This is a genomic window from Natronorubrum halalkaliphilum, assembly GCF_009834785.1.
In the GTDB taxonomy this organism is placed as follows: domain Archaea; phylum Halobacteriota; class Halobacteria; order Halobacteriales; family Natrialbaceae; genus Natronorubrum; species Natronorubrum halalkaliphilum.
In genome coordinates, this window is sequence record NZ_WUYX01000069.1 from 164,442 (window position 1) to 183,119 (window position 18,678).

General features: G+C 63.3%; 13 protein-coding genes, 1 tRNA gene and 1 pseudogene. 11 read left to right on the forward strand and 4 right to left on the reverse strand.

Annotated elements, in window-relative coordinates:
* Positions 1 to 16: 16 nt before the first annotated feature.
* Positions 17 to 1,183 (reverse strand): 5-(carboxyamino)imidazole ribonucleotide synthase, encoded by a 1,167-nt coding sequence (locus GS429_RS18940; protein ID WP_160067095.1) that lies wholly within the window; start codon positions 1,181 to 1,183, stop codon positions 17 to 19.
* A gap of 232 nt (positions 1,184 to 1,415) precedes the next feature.
* On the opposite strand from GS429_RS18940, the gene ribH reads away from it, so the two are divergent.
* From ribH to GS429_RS18975, 7 genes are all read left to right on the forward strand, one after another.
* A complete protein-coding gene (gene ribH / locus GS429_RS18945; RefSeq protein ID WP_160067298.1) occupies positions 1,416 to 1,841 on the forward strand; it encodes a 6,7-dimethyl-8-ribityllumazine synthase in 426 nt (141 codons plus the stop codon).
* A gap of 2 nt (positions 1,842 to 1,843) precedes the next feature.
* A complete protein-coding gene (locus GS429_RS18950; protein ID WP_160067097.1) occupies positions 1,844 to 2,992 on the forward strand; it encodes a pyridoxal phosphate-dependent aminotransferase in 1,149 nt (382 codons plus the stop codon).
* Between the two features lie 212 nt (positions 2,993 to 3,204).
* Positions 3,205 to 3,951: an HNH endonuclease gene (locus GS429_RS18955; RefSeq protein WP_160067099.1), complete on the forward strand. Its 747-nt coding sequence runs from the start codon at positions 3,205 to 3,207 to the stop codon at positions 3,949 to 3,951.
* A gap of 33 nt (positions 3,952 to 3,984) precedes the next feature.
* A tRNA-Gln gene (locus GS429_RS18960) sits at positions 3,985 to 4,057 on the forward strand.
* A gap of 757 nt (positions 4,058 to 4,814) precedes the next feature.
* On the forward strand, positions 4,815 to 5,477 hold the full coding sequence (locus GS429_RS18965) for a helix-turn-helix domain-containing protein (protein ID WP_160067101.1): 663 nt from the start codon (positions 4,815 to 4,817) through the stop codon (positions 5,475 to 5,477).
* 368 nt (positions 5,478 to 5,845) lie between these two features.
* Positions 5,846 to 7,354, forward strand: a complete 1,509-nt coding sequence (locus GS429_RS18970; RefSeq protein WP_328821488.1) for a right-handed parallel beta-helix repeat-containing protein — start codon at positions 5,846 to 5,848, stop codon at positions 7,352 to 7,354.
* 169 nt (positions 7,355 to 7,523) lie between these two features.
* Positions 7,524 to 9,146, forward strand: a complete 1,623-nt coding sequence (locus tag GS429_RS18975; RefSeq protein WP_328821489.1) for an oligosaccharide flippase family protein — start codon at positions 7,524 to 7,526, stop codon at positions 9,144 to 9,146.
* A gap of 363 nt (positions 9,147 to 9,509) precedes the next feature.
* Here the strand turns inward: GS429_RS18975 and GS429_RS18980 are convergent, their stop codons facing one another.
* Complete coding sequence (locus tag GS429_RS18980) at positions 9,510 to 10,568, reverse strand: glycosyltransferase family 2 protein (RefSeq protein WP_160067105.1); 1,059 nt, start codon at positions 10,566 to 10,568, stop codon at positions 9,510 to 9,512.
* Positions 10,568 to 11,841, reverse strand: a pseudogene (locus GS429_RS18985) (polysaccharide deacetylase family protein). The gene GS429_RS18980 and the pseudogene GS429_RS18985 overlap by 1 nt, the downstream one beginning before the upstream one ends.
* Before the next feature lie 187 nt (positions 11,842 to 12,028).
* Here GS429_RS18985 and GS429_RS18990 point away from each other — a divergent pair.
* The 3 genes from GS429_RS18990 (at position 12,029) to GS429_RS19000 (ending at position 14,901) form a co-directional block, all read left to right on the forward strand.
* The gene (locus GS429_RS18990; protein ID WP_160067107.1) at positions 12,029 to 13,018 is read left to right on the forward strand and encodes a glycosyltransferase family 2 protein; all 990 of its coding nucleotides are present in this window, start codon (positions 12,029 to 12,031) and stop codon (positions 13,016 to 13,018) included.
* Positions 13,019 to 13,255: 237 nt separating this feature from the next.
* Positions 13,256 to 13,474 (forward strand): hypothetical protein, encoded by a 219-nt coding sequence (locus GS429_RS18995; RefSeq protein ID WP_160067109.1) that lies wholly within the window; start codon positions 13,256 to 13,258, stop codon positions 13,472 to 13,474.
* Positions 13,475 to 13,674: 200 nt separating this feature from the next.
* Positions 13,675 to 14,901 carry a PKD domain-containing protein gene (locus GS429_RS19000; RefSeq protein ID WP_160067302.1) on the forward strand — a complete coding sequence of 409 codons (1,227 nt, stop codon included), beginning with the start codon at positions 13,675 to 13,677 and terminating at the stop codon, positions 14,899 to 14,901.
* Between the two features lie 248 nt (positions 14,902 to 15,149).
* Here the strand turns inward: GS429_RS19000 and GS429_RS19005 are convergent, their stop codons facing one another.
* Positions 15,150 to 16,475: a polysaccharide deacetylase family protein gene (locus GS429_RS19005; protein ID WP_160067111.1), complete on the reverse strand. Its 1,326-nt coding sequence runs from the start codon at positions 16,473 to 16,475 to the stop codon at positions 15,150 to 15,152.
* A gap of 248 nt (positions 16,476 to 16,723) precedes the next feature.
* Between GS429_RS19005 and GS429_RS19010 the strand changes: the two genes are divergently transcribed.
* Positions 16,724 to 18,424 carry an asparagine synthase-related protein gene (locus GS429_RS19010; protein WP_160067113.1) on the forward strand — a complete coding sequence of 567 codons (1,701 nt, stop codon included), beginning with the start codon at positions 16,724 to 16,726 and terminating at the stop codon, positions 18,422 to 18,424.
* Positions 18,425 to 18,678: the final 254 nt, after the last annotated feature.

Consider the following 18,678-nt stretch of genomic DNA (forward strand, 5'->3'; position numbering starts at 1 on the left):
TTTACGCCGCGGCCGATCACTCCGTCGCGAACGTCACGGCGTCCTCGAGTTCGCGTGCGGTCTCGAGGAGGGCCTCGACGTCGGCGTTCTGATCGGCCGCCGACACCGTCACGTGCCCCATCTTCCGCCCCGGGCGCGCCTGCCGCTTGCCGTACCAGTGAAGGTTCGCGTCGGGGGTCTCGAGGACGCGGTCGATATCGTGCAATTGGGCGTCCTGCGTCTCCTCGACGTCGGCCAGGAGGTTCGTCAACGCCGTCGGCGATCGGAGGGCAGTCGACCCCAGCGGCCATCCCAGCACCGCTCGCACGTGCTGTTCGAACTGCGAGCTCTGTGCCCCTTCGATCGTCCAGTGACCCGAATTGTGCGGACGCGGGGCGATCTCGTTGAGTAGAATTTCCTCCTCTGGCGTTTCGAACAGTTCGATCCCGTAGATCCCACGCCCGTCCATAACCTCGAGGACATCGCGCGCGACCTCGTAGGCGCGCTCCGTCGCGGCCTCGCTCGAGCGGGCGGGCACGATCGTCTCCCGCAGGATCTCGTCCTCGTGGATGTTCTCCCCCAGCGGGAAGGTCGCGACCTCGTCCGCTCCCTTGACGGCGATCACCGAGACCTCGCGTTCGAACTCGACGAAGGCTTCGACCATCGCGGGGCCGGCGACCGACTCGAGGGCGGCCTCGGCGTCGACTTTCGACTCGACGGGGACGTTGCCCCGGCCGTCGTAGCCGCCGGTCCGGGCCTTGAGCATCACCGGCGCGCCGTAGTCGTCGATGGCGTCGCGAATATCGTCGGCGTCGTCGACCGCGCGGAACGGCGGGACCGGGATGCCAGCGGCCTCGAGTTCGCGTTTCTGGACGAGTTTGTCGTGGATCGTCCGCAGCGTCGACGGCTTCGGGTGGACCGGCGTGCCCGAGTCCTCGCTAATGCGCTCGAGAACGTCCTGATCGGCGAGTTCGATCTCGAACGTGAGAACGTCTGCGCGCGCGGCGAGTTCGCGGATCCCCGCCTCGTCGTCGAAATCGGCGACGATCTGGTCGCGAACGACCGGTGCAGCCGGGCAGTCCGGCGTCGGATCGAGGACGATGATTTCGACGCCGAGCGGCGAGGCCGCCTCGGCGAGCATCCGACCGAGCTGTCCGCCGCCGACGACCCCGAGCGTCGGGCCTGGCGTCCGTAGCGTTGTCATTGCGCGCCGGTTGTTCTCGCCCGCGCATAAGGATTACTTACCGAGACGTCCATCGAACTCGAGGCGAAACCAGGTGCCAGGTGCCGCCGTCGCCGCGATCGGAATCGTGACGGCGATGACGACGGCACAGCTACGAACGAACGTAACCGCTGCCGGTGAACCCGACATCAGTGACGCCGCGTTCCTCGCCGAGAACGGTACCTCTTTTACTCACCCTCTCCACCGCTGGCATATGACCACGCTCGGACTGGTGGTCGCGGAGTTCAACCGTCCGATCACCGAGCAAATGGAGCAGGAAGCACTCGAGGCAGCGCAATCAGCGGGTGCCGAGGTGTACGAGACGGTCACCGTTCCGGGCGTGTACGACGCGCCCCTCGCGGCGGACCGACTCGCCCGACTCGAGGCCGTCGACGCCGTAGCCGTCATCGGGACCGTCATCACCGGCGATACGGATCACGATCAGGTGATTACAGACGCAGCCGCACAGCGGCTGTCCGACGTCAGTCTCGAGCGTGATACACCCGTTACACTCGGCGTGACGGGTCCCGGCATGTCCGCCGCCGAATCGCGCGAACGCGTCGAGAACGCGGCGAAAGCCGTCGACGGCGCGCTCGACCTCGTCGATCAACTGCCCGACCCCGATCCGCACTCAGCGTAACAATGTCCATGGAATTCACCGACCGCTTGACCCGAGTCGAACCGTCCGCAACGCTTGCAATTTCTGCACTTGCCACTGAACTCGAGAACGACGGCGCCGACGTCGTCGACCTCTCCGTCGGCGAACCCGACTTCCCGACGCCCCAGAACATCGTCGACGCCGGCCAGGAGGCCATGGACGCCGGCCATACGGGCTACACGACCTCCGCCGGCATCCTCGATCTCCGCGAGGCGATCTCGGACAAGTTGGCCGACGACGGCCTCGATCACGGTCCCGATGAGATCATCGTCACGCCCGGCGCGAAGCAGGCGCTGTACGAGATCGTCCAAGCGCTGATCGGCGAGGGCGACGAGGTCGCGCTGCTCGACCCCGCCTGGGTCTCCTACGAAGCCATGGTGAAGATGGCCGGCGGCGACCTGACTCGCGTCGACCTCTCCGATTCCGACTTCCAGCTCGAGCCGGCTCTCGACGACCTCGAAGCCGCCGTCTCCGACGAAACGAAGCTGTTGGTCGTCAACTCCCCGTCGAACCCGACCGGCGCAGTCTACTCCGACGCGGCCCTCGAAGGCGTCCGCGACCTCGCCGTCGAGCACGACATCACCGTCATCTCCGACGAGATCTACAAGGAGATCACCTACGGCGTCGAGCCGACGAGTCTGGGCACCCTCGAGGGGATGGCCGACCGCACGATCACGGTCAACGGCTTCTCCAAGGCCTACTCGATGACCGGCTGGCGGCTGGGCTACTTCGCCGGCCCCGAGGACCTGATCGACCAGGCCGGCAAACTCCACAGCCACTCCGTCTCCTCGGCCGTCAACTTCGTCCAGCACGCCGGGATCGAGGCGCTCGAGAACACCGACGACGCGGTCGCAGAGATGACGGACGCGTTCGCCGAGCGCCGCGAGTTGGTCGTCGATCTGCTCGAGGACCACGACGTCGACGTCGCCGTCCCCGACGGGGCGTTCTACATGATGCTTCCCGTTGCAGACGACGATCAGGAATGGTGTGAGGGTGCGATCGAAGACGCCCACGTCGCCACGGTGCCGGGCAGCGCGTTCGGCACCCCCGGCTACGCGCGGATTTCCTACGCCGCAAGCGAGGAGCGACTCGAGGAAGGGATCGAGCGACTGACCGAAGAAGGGTATCTCTAAGACGGACTGCTGTAGTCAGTACCGGCGACTGCGAGCAATTGCGGCCGCTTTGACAACCACAGCAGACCGTATCCATCCCTGCACGGTAGGCGTCGCCGTCGGATGCCTTTCTAACGATTTACTCGCGATGGAACCGACACCGATAGCCTCGAGTCACACCGCTCGCAATGATCTGCCTCGAATTTATCCGGGATAGCGGGGCCACTCTCTTCATGGACTGCCCTACGTGTGGCAAAACGCTGCAGACGGAGCAGGGGATGCGACAGCATCATACGAAGGTACACGACGAGTCACTCCCGAATCGGACGTGTAAGGGGTGTGAATCCGAGTTCTACGACTCAAAAGCACGCCGAAGATTCTGTGAGGAATGCAATCCAAACGCCGGCGAGCACAACGGCAACTGGAAAGGTGGGAAAGAATCAGCGGCGTGTGAACGCTGTGGGTCGAACTTCACTTACTATCCATCGGACAAACCAGGCGTCTACTGTTCAAATTGTGTTACAGACACAGACACGTTTCTCGGAACACCCTATTATGAATACCATGACATCAATCGAGTGAAAAGGGTTTGCGAGTGGTGTGGCCGAATTTCAACCGTTCTCGAGTCCAGAGCAAAACGAGAACCTGTTCGATTCTGCAGCCAAAACTGTCTCAGCCACTGGTTATCCGATCAATGGGAGGATGCTGATAACGTATACAATGGGCGGTGGAGAGAAATAAAACGAAAAGCCTTGAAACGAGATGATCATACCTGCCAACACTGTGGTATTTCTCGTGAAGAGATCGGACACGAACCGGATGTACACCACATCAGGCCTGTACGGGAGTTCAACGACCCACAACTTGCACACACTCTCGATAATGTCATCTGTCTTTGCCGGAGTTGCCACCGGTACGCTGAAATTGAGGCAATCGACGAACTCACTCCCTCATCTTCGGCGGTAAACAATAACTCATAAGCCGTTCTATTGCCAACACGGAATTGAAGATGAAGTTCCGTGGTGTAGTGGCCAATCATATGGGCCTTTGGAGCCCATGACGGCGGTTCGAATCCGCCCGGAACTATACTATTTTTGACGCTTTCACAGCTGTGGATTACTCTGATCGGCCGATATTGGCTAAAATCGCTCGAGGTGCTTTGTTGTCGCTGGATACGAGAACGAGTGTCCGACTGATTGCTGTATACGGGGACTCGAGTAGCGACGACTGATTCTCGAGTTACAGCCGTCCCATTCCGTCTTTTCCAGAACAGCCAGTCTGTCGATATATCGGTCGTTGTTCGGTCTAACTGACCGATACTGAAGTAGGTGCTCTCGCTCGCAGGACAGAGATGGGCGACAGAACGACCACCGCTGCCGTCGGTGTTGGGCCCCTGGGAACGGTCGAACGGGACCACTGGCGACAGCCGCGGATCACCGAACCGACGACTCCGACGTGTCGCGGTGACGGCACTGCATCGACTGAAAACGCCGGAACCGAATCGGGCTTTTAGCGGGTTGGACATGCTGTGTATCGGTATCAACGCGGCGTGTCTGCCCGTCTCCGAACGGCTCTTCGAAGATAATTGGGTTCCGACGATCGGGCGGCGCAGTGACTCTCGGTACAGCACCGCTCGATCGTCGTCAACGCGCCGGTCACCCACCCGCCGGAGGAGTTCGACGGCGGACGAGCAAGCGAGGGGAAGCAACCGGCGGCGGTTGCACCGGTACTGACCGAAGCAGCTCGTGGCAGAATGTGGATGTTTTCCCGGATGCAACCGACTTAGCCGCGCGATAAGTATGGGCCGCCGAACCCGACGGCGGAGTACAACACCGATCACCAAATGGGATTTATCACAGAAATCCACCTCGTTCACGACGACCTCCCGCTCGTGCCGACGATCGAGCGCCGTTCGGACGTGACGTTCAGGTACGAATACGGAGCGACGAGCGGCGGGCGACGCCTGCAGTTCGTCTCCGCGCTCGGCGGCGACGCCGAGACGCTCGAGCGGACGATACGCGCCGATCCAACCGTCTCGAACCCGACCCGCATCGCCGCGTTCGAGAACCGAGTGATCTACCGCGTCGACATCGACACTGATCTCGAGATCGTCCCCGGTCGGTGTGTCGAGGCCGGGTTGTTCATCTTCACGCTCAGGAGCGCCGACTGGGGCTGGGTCGCACGCGTGTACGTCCCCGATCGCGACGTGTTGTCCGCGTTTCGGGCCCGCTGTCGCGACCACGACGTCTCGTTTCGCGTGACCCAGCTCTACGATTCGTCAGTGACCGACGACCGGACCGACTTCCTGACCGCACAACAACGGGAAATCCTCACGATGGCGTACTACGCGGGTTACTTCGACATTCCTCGGGCGGCTACACAGGACGATCTCGCCGAGCGACTCGACATTACGGATTCTGCGGTGTCCCAGCGGCTTCGACGGGCGATTTCGGAACTGGTGGCGGCGACGCTCGAGACCGATTGTACGCCGGATCGATACGGGTGAGCGCGGCAGACGGTCTGGCCCGTATTGGTTTACGTGATGTCTCCGGATTATCGGAAACGAAACTCTCCGCGCTGGGTCGACACCTCGAACCGCGCGATCGGCACAGCAGTGGATCCGCGGCGGTCGTCTCGACTACCGTGGGGTGGACTTTACATTTAAAAGCTTGCTATCCGAATCCGTAGTTACTGAACCCCTTCATTACTCACAAGAAACGACTTTCAATGTCGGAACGAATCGATATGCAGTGCTCGAATCGTCGCGGTTCTCGTCGTTCTCAGTCGACCGATAGGAGTGATGATCGATCATCTCACGACCTCGATAAATCGAACGCGGGGAGCCGTTCGAGACGCCGGTTCTTGCGGGGAACGGTGGCCGCGTGTGCCGCCGGGATGGGGGTGGCGGCGACCGCAAGCGCGTCCGCGAGCCCGTATGGACAGTACGACGACGAGTACGAGAACGTCGTCGACATCACGGACGCCGGTGCGGACAACACCGGACAGGAATCGATCACGCCGATTCTCGAGACGCTCCGTGCCGACGACACCCTCCTCGTGTTTCCCGAGGGACGATACTACATGGACGAGCAGTTCAGGTTCACTGGGTTCGAGAATGTCGGCCTCGTCGGCGAAAACGCGACGTTGGTCCCGGCGAACTTTCACGAATTCGACGGCCCGCAGTACCGACTGTTCCGTCTCGGCGTGTCGTACAACCCCGGACGAACGCTTCGCTTCGGAGGATTCGATGTCGATCAGACGGCCCCAGAGACGGGAATCCGGACGATCGAGGCGTACGTATCCGATCGACTCGAGGTTCGAGATATCACCGTCCGCGGCCAACACGACAGCGGGACGTGGGGTCCCGGACTGTTCAATATCACCGACCCCGACGGGGTGGGGATCGTCGAACGGTTCCGGGCACCAGATGGCGGTGCATGGATCGATAACACACCGAACGCCGGGAACCGGTGGCGTGGCCCTATCGGAATCGAAGCAAACCAGAACCGTGGGACGCTCGAGTTCAGACGCTGTGCGCTCGGCGGGTTCCCGAACAACGGCCTCTATGCGGCCGGGGGCGACGGAACGGTCGTCGTCCACGGAGGACTCTACAAGAACAGTAACGGTGCGAACGTCCGCGTCGGGGGACAGGACAGCGAAATCCGGTGGCCGACCGTCGTCGTCGACGAGACGCGACCGGAGGACCGCTCTCAGCGCGGGATCCGAGTCGAGTCCGGCCGCAATATCGAGATCTACGGGGCCGCCGTCGAAAACACCTCCCCGAAACCCACCAGCCACGCGATTTCGCTGATGAACTCCTGTGAAAGTGCGCGTGTCGAAAACACTCGGATCCAACTGAGCGGATCGGATGTCAACCACGGGATCGTGATCTCACCCGACTGCGGCGAAGCCGTGATCGTTGATACGTCGATCAACCACGAGACCGCGGGCGGCTACCCGCTGTGGATTCGCGACAGTGACAGACCCGACCGAGTCCTCGCCGAGCACCTCACGATTTCGGGGCGAGCGGGTGACGGCGGCGGCTTCCGTGACGGGGTTCGGTGTGAGCGAGACAACTGTCGCTTCAGCCACGTGGACATCGATCAGCCCGGTCGCGACGGCGTCGAGCGAAACGCGATCGTCAATACGGGTTCGGATCTTACCGTCTATCGGAGCGAGTTACGGGCCAGCCAGTATCCGTACGTCGACCTCGGCTCAGACGCGCTCGTTCGGGATTCGGTGCTCGAGTCGTCGGGCGGCGACGAGGCCGTCTGTCTCTATCCCGCCGCCGAAAATCCGGCGTTCAAAAAGAATCGGTTGGTTGACGGCATCCGGAATCTCGGCGCCAGCGGCGTGACGACCTGGGAGAACAGCTACCAGTAGCTCCGGTCGCCACAGAACCGGGTACCGCGGCGTTTAACACCCGTATAATAACGTCTTGCTCGCGCCACCGGTACGATACTGTGAGTCCGTCGGATGCCCTCCGAGCGGTAGCGTTGGCAGCGAGGATCGCCGACCGTTGGCTCGAGTTCGACTCCTCTCGGGTGAGACCGTGAACAGGAGCCTCGCGAGCGGGGTAGCGTCGGTCGTCAGTGCGAAGGTCGTCGTACTCGTCCTCACTCTCCTCTCGACGCCGCTTTTGTACCGGTTTCTCGGCGCGTCGGCGGTCGGCGAGTACGCGTTCTTGCTGTCGATCTTTGCCATCTACATGATCTTCGTCAGCTCCGGCATCACCGACGGGGTCCGGAAGTATCTCGCCGAGGACCGCTCTGTGGCGACCTGGAGCGAACACGTCGTCGGCTTCTATCTCCGATTGGCGATCGCACTCGCGGTCGTCGGCGGTTTGGGGCTCGTCCTCGCCGCCGAGAGTGGACTCGTCGCGCTCGCGTTCGGCGACGAGTTGACGCGCTACTTCTACGTCCTCGCCGCGCTCGTGGTCACGGCCCAGTTTCGCGACTTCGCTCGGAAGACGCTCATGGGTTTTGGCCTCGAGCGCTACTCGGAGCCGCTGAAGATCCTCGACAAGGTCGGCTTTGTCGCGGTCGCGATCCCGCTGGTCTACCTGGGTTTCGGCGTGACAGGTGCGCTCGCCGGCCACCTGATCGCGAGCGTGCTCGTGGCCGGCGTCGGACTGGCCCTCGTCCATCGAAAGCTCTCGTTAGCGTGCGTGTTCAGCCGTCCGGCGGATCGGTTCCCGCGGACGGAGATGCTTACGTTCAACACGATGAGCATCCTCCTCGTGTTCCTGCTGATGTCGCTCTATCACATCGACATCGTGATGCTCCAGCAGTTCAGGGAGAGTTCGGACGTCGGCAACTACCGAGCCGCACTCCAACTCGCCGAGTTCCTCTGGTTCGTCCCGCTGGCGATTCAGACCGTTTTCGTCCACTCGACGTCGGAGCTGTGGTCCCAGAACCGCCATCGCGAGATTTCGGAGCTCGCCTCCCGAACCACGCGGTACACGTTCCTGCTGACGGCAGTTATGGCGGTCGGTCTCGCAGCGTTGGCCGACGTCGCCGTGCCGCTGTACTTCGGCACCGAGTTCGAACCGGCGATCGAACCGTTGTTGTTGTTGCTCCCGGGAGCACTCGGGTTCGCACTCGCGCGGCCGATTCTGGCTGTTTCACAGGGTGAAGGAACGCTCCGGTATCCGGTCGCGGCTACCGGCGGCGCGGCGGCGATCAATCTCGCTCTTAACGCCGTTCTCATTCCGCGCTACGGAATGCACGGCGCCGCTATCGCGACCAGCGTCGGCTACGGAACGATGTTCGTTCTGCACTGCTGGAGTGCCAGACGCGTCGGCTTCGACCCGCTTACCGATGCGCGGATCGGTCGGACGACGCTGACCGCCCTCCTAGCTGCCGTTCCCATCTTCACGCTGGCGACCGCGGTTTCGAATCCGTGGCTCGCACTCGCCGTCGTCCCCCCACTCGGATTCGGACTCTTCCTCGCCTTCGCGCTCCTCGTCGGCGCGCTCGATCCGACGGAACCGTTCGAACTGCTGTCGCTGTTTCCGGAGCCGATCGGTTCGAGGGCTGAAGCAATTCACGGTCGGCTCGAGGGACGGCTGAACGAAGGATCGGCCTGGAACTGGTACCAGCAACTGCTGTTCGTCGCCGGCGTTTCCCTGTTCGTGTCGGGGCTTGCACTGGGTGTACTCGATCCTGGTGTGTGAATCGCCTCGGGGTCAAGCCTCAGGATTCGCCTCGGCCGCCCGTAAAGCGTTGCTCCGTGAGCAAAACGAGGCCGGGGATTCCGAGCGTCGGCCCCCGCTACTGAAAGACGGTGTCTTCTCTGTTGCGATCGGCCTCTTCGAACCGAAAATGGGTTATCCACACCGGAAACGCAATCGGTCGAGTGTACGTTGTCTCCCGTGTGACCTCCTCCTCGCCGTGAACGGAGAAGGCGGTCGGGCACAACCCGACGACGGCGAAGTGCATCTTGTGCCCGCTCTCTCGTATCCGCTCACTTGCAGCGGCGGCTTCGACGCGCTGAAGACGAAACGGTGACCGGCGTACCGACCCACGAAACCCCGTAGCTACCGAATTTGCGTCTCGAGGTGTTCGCTCTCGCCCATATCGAACACCATCGCGAACAGCAGGAACGCGAGGCCGGCGACGAGCAGAAAGAGGATCGTCGAACCCTGGGCGAGCGCGGGAACGAGACTCGAGACCGACGCGATCAGACCCGCGCCGGTGGCCAGAAGGCCCGCGCCGGCCATCCCCGCCCCGAACAGATAGAACAGCGCGAGCGGGTGGAAATCCAGGACGAGGTACTTTCTTCGCAGTCGCCACAGGAAGTTCCGTAACAGCATCGTCGAGACCTTCGGAACGTAACTCGAGTACCGGATGCTCGACTCTTCCTCGCCGTAGACGGCCGGCATCGCGACGTCGGCGACCCGCATCCCGTGGACATTCAACTTCACCAGCAGGTCGTTGCAGTAGCCGTAGTACTCGTAGAGGTTCTCGAGGTCGATCGTCTCGAGTGCGTTACGGGAGATCGCCGTGTAGCCGTTTTGGGGATCCATCGTCTTCCAGTAGCCCGACGCGATCTTCGTCAGCCCGGTAAGCGTCGCGTTCCCGAGGAAGCGAAATCGCGGCATCGACGCCCGGTACGTTCTCGACAGGAGCCGGTTGCCCTTGGCGTAGTCCGCCTCGTCTTCGACGATCGGATCGAGCAACCGCGACATCTCCGTCAGATCCATCTGGCCGTCCGCGTCGACCGTGACCGTCGCGTCCACGCCGTCGGCGAGGGCGGCGAGATAGCCGGTTTTGATCGCACCGCCGGCGCCGAGGTTCTCGCGGTGTCGAATCGGGACGACCCGCCCGATACTGTCCCGTACTGAAGCGCGCGTTGTGAGCGCAGAGGCACCGCCATCGGCGACGATCTGGGGCGCACTCACCGCATCGTCGGTCGAATCCGCGCTCGCGTCCTTCCTGGCAGCCTCGCGGATCTCGTCCCAGGTGTCGTCAGTCGATCGATCGTCGATCACGTAGATCCGATCGACGTAGTCCGGTAGCCCGCGGATCACGTCGCCGACGAACCCCGACTCGTTGTACGCCGGGATCACGACACCGACGGTCGCTTCCCGATACATCAGACAGCCTCCAGAAGGTCCGTCGGCGTGACGACCTCGACGTCGGCGTCGTCGATGTACGCGAGCAGATCCGCAAACGCCGTCTCGGAGAGGCCGTCGTCGCCGATGTGTTCGAAGTGTAAGACCGCGAGTTGGCCGTACTCGGCCGCGTGATCGACGTAGGCTCTCGTCTCGGCGCCGGCGGCACCGGAGAACGAACCCACGTTGTGGGGATCCGTCAGCGGTACCCCGTTCGGCGCCCCGCCGTAGCGAAACGCCAGTTCGTGGTGCTCTCTGACGAGGTCGATTGTGTTCGGTCCGAGCACGTTTCGCGGCGTGACGAAGTGGTTCGCGCCGGCTTCGAAGCCACGGTTCTCGAGGAACGCTTTCGTTCGCCTGATCGCCCCCGCTTGCTCTTGGGCGGAGAACTCGTGGAGAAACTGCGCGCCGGTTCGCGGTCGCGCCGCCATCTCCCAGCCGGCGTCACCGAGTCGTTGAGCCGGGCAATCGTGAGGCGGCCGCTTTCGCCGACCGCTTCGGGGATCACCGCCTCGACGCCGGGAACACCGTACGCCTCCGCGTGTTCGAGCGCGTGCGTGTAGTGACTCTCGAGGGTGCCATCGAAGAGCAATACGACCCGTCCCGTCTCGGGTCGGTCCGCGGCCCGTAGATCGTCGATTCGGCAGTCGATCGAGCCGGTCCGATCGCCGCGGCGGTGAACGGCCAGGCGAATCTCGGTGACGGCCGAGAGATCCGTCTCGGCGTCGGCATCGATCGTGCCGAAGTCGACGCGAACCCAGCGGTCGGTCGGTCCGGTGAGCGTCCGGCCGACGGTGTGAACGGCCCCCGAGTTCGGCGCGAACAACTCGAGCGTGAGTTGAAGCTGCTCACGGCCGGTAAAGGAAACCGCGAGCGAAAGGGTCCGTTCTCGCAGATCCATCCCATCGGAAAGCGTCGTGTAGATCGCCGCGCGATCAGTCCCCTCGTCCGCCGAAAGACGGGCGGACTGGGACCCGACGTACGGATCGTTCGTCTCGGCCTCGATCGTCCCCGCGTCGATCATCGACACCCAGCCGTCGAGGTCTTCGAAGCGCTCGAGCGATTCCCCGGGAAGACCCGACAGCGTGGCGGTTCCGGCTCCGTCGTCTGAACGCCCGTTGCTCGAGGGTGGCCGGGTCGTCGGTTCGTCGTCCGCTCCGCGCCGCTCGCGGACGCCCGAGAGACACCCGGCCAGCCCGAGCGTTCCGGTCGCTGCAACCGTAGTCACGAACGATCGTCTGGTTCGGTTCGTCATCGACAGCGTCGACGGATCGGTCGCTCTTTCTTATACAGCCGTTAGCGACCGTCCCGGTCGGTCGAATCGGACCGATCGACTCGTCCGCAGGTGCTTCTCGACCGGGCCGCTCATCGCGGCGTCGGACGCCAGCGCGCGGCGCTTAGCCACGCGATAATAATCCCGCCCGAGCCGCTACGACCGGGAAATGACTCGCGTCAGCGTCATTATCCCGACGTACAACAGAGCATCGACGCTCGTTCGCGCGATCGACAGTGCGCTCGAGCAGACGATCGACGACCTTGAGGTAGTCGTCGTCGACGACGGCTCGACCGACGACACCGCCTCGGTGCTGGCCGCCTACGACGAGCCACGGGTCCGACCGGTCGTTCACGCGACCAACCGCGGTGCGAACGTCGCTCGAAATACGGGGATCGACCACGCTCGCGGCGAGTACGTCGCCTTCCTCGATTCTGACGACGAGTGGCATCCCGCGAAACTCGAGCGACAGTTGGCGGCCCTCGAGGCGCGCTCGGGCGACTGGGTCGGCGCTTACTGCGATACGGCCTACGACCTGTCGGGACCGAGCGGCGGGCTCCGATCGGCCGCCGCGGCTGTGCTCGCCCGCGGGGACGAGGAACCGACGAGGAACGGCGACGAGGAACTGGTCGGCGAGATTCTGGCGGACAACGTCCAGCCGGGTGCGGGATCGACGCTGCTCGTCCGAACGGACGTCGCCAGAGAAGTCGGAGGGTTCGACGAACGGCTCGACCGATTTCAGGATCCCGAGTTCTGTCTGCGGGTGCTCGAGGAGGGAAAGCTCGCCTACGTCGACGAGAAACTCGTCGTCCGCGAGGAGACCGGACATCCGCCGGCCGACGTCGTCAGAGAGGCCGACGAGCAGTATCTGTCGATGTACGCGGACGAAGTCGACCGATTCGAAGCGGCGGGCTACCGGATTCGGGCGACTCACCGACTCCTCCTCGCGAAGCGGTACTTCGCGGAGGGGCGACTCCTTCGGGGTGCCTGGCACGTCCGTAACGCGTCGGTCTCGCCGCGACACGTTCCGGGCGTTTGCTGGGCTGTCGGGACCGGCATTCGGCGCCGACCGGTGGCGATCGTGGCGCTGGCCGTAACCCTCTTCGTCGCGACCGCTCTCGGCCGGTATTCGATTGCACGCCGCGTTCTCACCGAGTAGTCGCTTCTTCTCCGTGGGTCCGTCGCTGTAGTTGTAGTGACGACTGAAGCCGCCGACACGGCGATCACACGGCTGTCGAGCGATCACCGATACCGAACGATAACGGACCGTCTCGGTTTCAGCAGTTGCTTCGCAGACGCTCATCGAGTATACGTCCGACACCGTTCCCGTCGCTCTCGCACCTGCAACGGTCTCGGCTGATGGGTAACTAACACGATCCGAACGGCAGGGGTCGTCGTGAACTGCCGATCGCTCTATCAGACGGGCAAAGGACCGCAAGGGTTTGCTGCGGCCGAACGCGAGTCGTCGGTCTCGCGATCGATCGGTCGTCGACTCCGGCTCTGGCGTCGCGGCTTCGTCAGCGAGTCCGACGCCGTCTACGACCTCGAGGAGTACCTCGTCTGCAAGCGTCACGACGTTTGCTATAGTAGCCACTGGAAGTCAGTGCACACCTGATCGCACGACTGCTGTGTGATTATGTGCAAACAGCTCCAGTTGTTACTACAGAACGATCGGCTCATCGCGACGGTTGTCCGTACGAAACGGTCTCACAGGGGACCGACGCTATGGGAGGGACCGTTTCCGAACTGCAAGCAAACCGGCTCTCCGTTACCGTCGCGATAGTAAACACGACCGTCTCCGAAGTCGGTCGTGGAATGCAAGGCGATAGGCTTTCACGAAGATCGGTACTGACTATCACGGCCGGCTGTGCGCTCACGAGCGTCGGCGTCGCCGCGACTGGCGGCCCGGGCGGCGACGAGCCGACCGAAACCGACGCGGGAATCTCCAGGGACTCGTTTCCGATCATGGCCGGAACGGACCGAGAAACGACGGTCTACGCGGCGGTTGCGGACGCGGACGGGCCGACGGTCGTCGTCGTCGGCGGCGTCCACGGCAACGAAGTCGCGGGCTACGTGGCCGCGAACGAGATCGCCGACTGGACGATCGACGCCGGCACGCTCGTCACGATTCCCGAGGCGAACGCGGTCGCAGTCGAGCGCGGGACTCGGACCGACGACGAGGGCGTGGATCTCAATCGACAGTTTCCCGAGGGGGATGATCCGGAAACGGCGCTCGCACGAGCCATCTGGGACGTCGTCAGCGAGTACGACCCGGACGTCGTCGTCGACCTCCACGAATCGACCGGCATCTACGCAGGCGATCCCGTCGACGGCGTCGGCCAGGCAGTTTTCCACTCCGAGGGCGACGACGCGGCCGAGACCGCGGCGGACGCTACCGAGTACGCCACGCAGAACTACGTCGACGAGCCCGAGTACGCGTTTCAGACCGGGTCGTTTTCCGGCCCGGAGAACGACCCGCAGGGACTGCTCGTCCACAAGGCCGCCCGAGAGCTGGGTGCCGACGCGTTCCTCGTGGAGACGCTCTCGACCGACGTGGATCTCGAGACCCGCGTCCAGTGGCAGACGGTGCTCACCGAACAACTGACGGGCGACGAGCTGTTTCCCGAGGACGAACCCGACAACGGACACGCACCCGGGGATCCGGACGAGCCAGAAGTGCCGGACGAGCCGGACGGGGACGATCCGGACGAACCCGATGCACCCGACGAAAACGAGCCTGACGACCCCGAGTCGCCGATCGCTACGATCAGAACGATTCCCGAAGACGCCGACGAACTGGCGCTCGAGCCGGGTCAAACCGTCGACCTCGACGGCTCGTGTTCGTCCGTTCCGGACGGCGAAATCGGCCGTTACGAGTGGGGCGTGGGCGGGAACGGCTGTTTCGACGAAACTGGAGAGACGATCACCGTGACGATCGGTGCGAACGGTTCGCACTCGGTCGTCTTGCGCGTGGTCGACGACAGCGGACGAACCGGCACCGAATCGATCACGCTCTCGGCTGGCCGAAATCGAGAGCCGTAATTCGTCAGAGGGACCGGTTGCGAAACCGCTTCCCACGGGCCCGTAGCTCCACGGGCCCGCTTTCCGCTATTGCTCGCGTGCGCTCTGGACAGGTGACGCCGCGACAGAGCGCCGCCCTTTCGTACGGCTTCAGCTGGATCGTCACCCTCAGACAGCCGCTGAACGGCCACTGTCGTACGTGTCCCCACGGTCGGTACGCAGAGAACAATCCGTCGACGGATCGGCGGGGATCGACGACCGCAAAAAGCCTAGTAGTGCTGGTCGGTTCGGAGTTCCCACAGGTCGTCGAAGGTGATGACCTCGATATCGGCGTCGTCGATGTGCTTGAGCAGGTCCGCGTACTCGTCCTCGGCCATCGTATTGTCCGCGTCGAACGTGTGGAAGTTCAGGATCGTACACTGGTTGTGCGCCGCGGCGAGGTCGACGCAGCGTTTCGAGATATCGAGGTCGTGTCCGATCGTTCGGGGGAGCGCAAGCGGATCGAAGCCGTAGACGTTCGTCGTGTTGACGGTGCCGGCCTGATTGAAGCCGCCGCAGTAGTGGTAATCGGTCGTGTACTCGAGGCTGGTCCGATCGTAGCTGTTGTGGGGATAGACGATGTAATCCGCGCCCTCGAACCCGTTCTGGATGTACCACCGTTTATCCTGTCGGAGGCGGGGCTCTACGTTCTCGTCGTCATACTGGTGGATCGGGTCGTGCGTGCCATGGACGACGATCTGGTCGCCTTCGTCCTGCCGGTCGAGGAGTTCCGAGGTGGACATGATGCCGTCTCGACCCTGTTCAGTCCACTGAGGGACCGGGGCCTGGACCGTCCGAAAGCCGTACTCGTCGTGAAGCGGCGACGCCGTCTCGTAGTAGTCGCGGAACCCGTCGTCCCAGGAAAGCATGACGTACCCCTGGTCAGGCCGGTCGTGGGTCCGCAGGTCGTCGATCCAGACCTCTGCCTCGGTCATCGAGTGAAGGACCTGAATTTCGAGCCGATCGAGGGCGTCCAGTGCGGGTTCGTACTCGCTTTGCTGGAAGACGCCGGGACTCGAGCGGAACCAGCCGACGTCGGGTGCGCGGTACGTGATCTCCCGAAGCGAGTACACCGTCTCGCTGCCGAACTGATCGACGAGACGCAGGTTGACCGTGAGGTTCTGTGGCGTCGTCGTTCGGATCGCAAACGAAAGGTCCGTCTCGCGCAGGTCTTCGCCACCGAGGGGGCGCTCTGCGACGATATTCTCGCTGCTGTCCGAAGTGAGTTTGAAGCTCTGGTCGCCGTCGAAGACGACGTCCTCGTCCGCCTCTCCGGAGCCCTGAACGACCGTCCAGTCGTCGAGATCGCTGAAATCGTCGAAGGACGATCCCGGTTGGCGATACCGCTCTCGGCTGTCGTACTCGGTTTCGAGCGGTGGAACGCCGTCCGCGAGCGCCGCGGCGGTCGTCGACTCCGTTTCGGGCACCTCGGGCGAGTCGTCGTCGGAACGGTCGGTCGCCGACTCAAGTCGGTCGGCACAGCCGGCCATTCCGGCGATTCCGGTCGCACTCGAGAGAGCGAGAAACCGTCGTCGCGTCGGTCGCTGCTGTGACATTGGCGGGTCGGATCTACCGACAGCGACCCCATTATTATGCGTTTGATAGTCGAAACCGGACGCGGTTCAGATCATCACTCGAGGCCGATTTCAGGACTTACCGATGTCATAGTAATTGTCTGGTCGGCCGGAACGTCTCTGAGAGAGGCGGGCGTGAGCGCGGCTGGTCAAACGTGGAACGTGGAACGCGGAACGCAGAACGCGTGAACTCAGCCCCAATCGCCCCGCAGCCGCAATGGTCTTCGACGATGAACAGGGAACTCTTCGGTGTATTCGGCGGTATCGAGACGTTCGAACGATTTAGAGACGGTGACGAGTTCGACGAGGTCCTCGCCGGCTCGACCGTTACGGTCGGCATCAGCGACGCCGATCTCGGGACGCCCGGCTGGAGCGCTAGCTATGCCGGGGAGGACGGCTACTGCGTGCTCTGGGGGGAAGTGTACGTCCCCGCCGACACGGCAAACGCCGCACGCTGGCTCCTCGAGCGCTACGAGCGGGACGGCCGCGACGCGCTGTCGGCGCTGAACGGCTCGTACGTGGTCGTTCTCGACAGCACGGCGAGCGACGATAGCGAGACGTTCGTCGCCACGGACCCGGTTCGGTCTCGAGCGTGTTTTTACACGGACGAGCCCGGCGCTCGAGTCTTCGGAACCGACGGTGCCGCAGTCGGCCGCACGATCGCGGACCCGGCCGTGGATCGCGATGGCGTCCTCGAGTTCCTCCATCTCGGCGTGACACTCGGCGAGAAAACGGCTCTCGAAGACCTGCACCGGCTTCCGCTCGACAGTCGGCTCAGATCGACGTCGGTCGAGTCGCTCGAGCGGTTCGTCTACCGGCCCGAGACGTTCGACTACGTCGGCGAACTCGCGGAGCGACTCGAGCGCGCGCTCCGACGCCGTTCGGCGCTTCCCGGACCCAAAGGCGTGCTCCTCTCCGCGGGGTACGATTCGCGGATCATCCTCTCGCAGATCGACGATATCGAGGAGAGTTACACCGTCGGCGCGCCGGCCGCACAGGAGGTGCGCGGCGCAAAACGGATCGCCAATCAGTACGGCGCGGATCACACCGCGTTTCCGCCGGACGAGCGGTATCTCCGGGCCGACGAGTCGAAAATCCGGTACTCGCACGGGATCAAAGAGTCGCTGCACATCCACCACGCCGGTTACGCGGACGAGATCGAGGTCGGGACGATGTACCACGGCCTCCTCTGTGACACGTTCTTTCGCGGGCACTTCACCGCACAGGAGACGGTCGACGTGCTCGGTAAACGCGTTCCGACCGGCCGACTCGATCCGGATCCGGATCCCGTCGACGCGCTACTCGAGAAGTTCGGCTACGACCGAGCCGCCAGCTTCGACCTCGCCGATCGGACGTCGTTCGACGTCGCTCCGAACGCGTTCGTCGAGGGGGCGATCGACGACGAGTTCGACTCGAGGCGGTCGCGTGCGGCGTCGGTACAGAACGCTCTCACGTGCGTCGGCATCGCCAACCAGCCGTCGATGCCGTTTCACGACCACCTCTCGGACCGGTTCCTGACGTCGTTTCTGGCGACCGACCGCGAGTTGATCGACTGGCACCTCCGAACGCCGCCGAAATACCGGACGACGGACACCTTCCTCGAGGCCTGTGAGCGCCTCGACGGCGATCTGTTGCGGCACAGACCACCCGACCGGCCGTACGACACCACACTGCTCAACGAAGCCGAACGGTTCGTTCGCCGGAAAACGCCGTTTCTCTCGTCGTTTCAGCCGTCGTGGCCGGATCGCCGGACGCTCTTCGAACGCCACGACCTGGATCGGCACCTTCTGGGCGATCTCGAACACGTCCACGCGCTGCCGGCCAGACACAAACTCCGACTCGTCGATCTTCGGGGCTGGCTCGAGTGTTGTTCGGGCCCACAGGATCGACTACTCCCGTGGCTGGAGCCGCCTGCGCCCTCGATAACATAACCACCGGGAGAACGGCCACAGATACCGTTAGCTTCTGCAGGTCGTATCGTTCTCGCGGCGACTGTACTCATACGGTTTACCGTAGTCAATTACCGCCGATCGCCGACCCCGTTCTGGCGATCGGCGATACATAGTTACAGCAATCCGTACCAGTGCACAGCCGATCACACGCCGACTGTGTGAGTAGTGTATACACAGCCTCGATCAATGGGATATCTGTCACGTATTGACCGACCGATGACTCACTGAAACAG

Bases quoted from the DNA above. Each gene is read 5' to 3' on its own strand.
- GS429_RS18940 (WP_160067095.1), bottom strand. From the start codon at position 1,183: ATGACAACGCTACGGACGCCAGGCCCGACGCTCGGGGTCGTCGGCGGC.
- ribH (WP_160067298.1), top strand. From the start codon at position 1,416: ATGACCACGCTCGGACTGGTGGTCGCGGAGTTCAACCGTCCGATCACC.
- GS429_RS18950 (WP_160067097.1), top strand. From the start codon at position 1,844: ATGTCCATGGAATTCACCGACCGCTTGACCCGAGTCGAACCGTCCGCA.
- GS429_RS18955 (WP_160067099.1), top strand. From the start codon at position 3,205: ATGGACTGCCCTACGTGTGGCAAAACGCTGCAGACGGAGCAGGGGATG.
- GS429_RS18965 (WP_160067101.1), top strand. From the start codon at position 4,815: ATGGGATTTATCACAGAAATCCACCTCGTTCACGACGACCTCCCGCTC.
- GS429_RS18980 (WP_160067105.1), bottom strand. From the start codon at position 10,568: ATGTATCGGGAAGCGACCGTCGGTGTCGTGATCCCGGCGTACAACGAG.
- GS429_RS18990 (WP_160067107.1), top strand. From the start codon at position 12,029: ATGACTCGCGTCAGCGTCATTATCCCGACGTACAACAGAGCATCGACG.
- GS429_RS19000 (WP_160067302.1), top strand. From the start codon at position 13,675: ATGCAAGGCGATAGGCTTTCACGAAGATCGGTACTGACTATCACGGCC.
- GS429_RS19005 (WP_160067111.1), bottom strand. From the start codon at position 16,475: ATGTCACAGCAGCGACCGACGCGACGACGGTTTCTCGCTCTCTCGAGT.
- GS429_RS19010 (WP_160067113.1), top strand. From the start codon at position 16,724: ATGAACAGGGAACTCTTCGGTGTATTCGGCGGTATCGAGACGTTCGAA.